Annotated in this window: 2 pseudogenes; both read left to right on the forward strand. The window is 72.9% G+C overall.

What is annotated here, in order from left to right:
- Nucleotides 1–424, forward strand: a pseudogene (locus CA983_RS44745) (diaminopimelate epimerase); the annotation flags it as partial.
- Nucleotides 421–628: pseudogene (locus CA983_RS44750) on the forward strand (hypothetical protein); the annotation flags it as partial. The pseudogenes CA983_RS44745 and CA983_RS44750, both read left to right, overlap by 4 nt.

Raw genomic sequence — 628 nt, forward strand, 5'->3', positions numbered from 1 at the left:
GTTCGAGGTCACCTGCGTGCAACTCGGCAGCCCGCACTGCGTGATCCCCGTGCCGGACGGGCCCGCAGACGAGGCCCTGGCCCGTACGGTCGGTGCGGCCGTGCGCGACCACGCGATGTTCCCGGGCCGGATCAACGTCGAACTGCTCGACGTGATCGACCGGGAGACCCTCCGGATCGAGATCTTCGAGCGGGGCGCCGGGTACACCCTCGCCTCCGGCAGCAGCGCCTGTGCGGCCGCCGTCGCCGCACACGCCCTGAACCTCACCGGCTCACGGGTCACGGTCCGTATGCCCGGGGGAGAGGTCCAGGTCGGCATCGGCGAGGACGGCGGTGTCACCCTCACCGGCGTGGTCCGCCCGGTGCTGCAGGGCCGCTGGGCGCCGGGGATCGGGCAGAGGCTGTCCGAGGGGGCGCTCGCGTGAGGCAGGCCCACCCGAACACCGGGTACCCGATGCGCCGCTGGGTCTTCGAAGACGCCAGGGGCCGTTATGACATCGACCTCGGCGACAGCCACGTGGACTGCTCCACCGTCGGCGACCTGACCGTGCCGGCCGACCTGGTCCTGGATTACGGCACCGACGCCGGCGGCGACCGGCTCCGCTCGCTCGTCGCGGACGGCTACGGCC

The sequence above is a fragment of the Streptomyces swartbergensis genome, from assembly GCF_002148965.1.
Lineage (GTDB): Bacteria > Actinomycetota > Actinomycetes > Streptomycetales > Streptomycetaceae > Streptomyces > Streptomyces swartbergensis.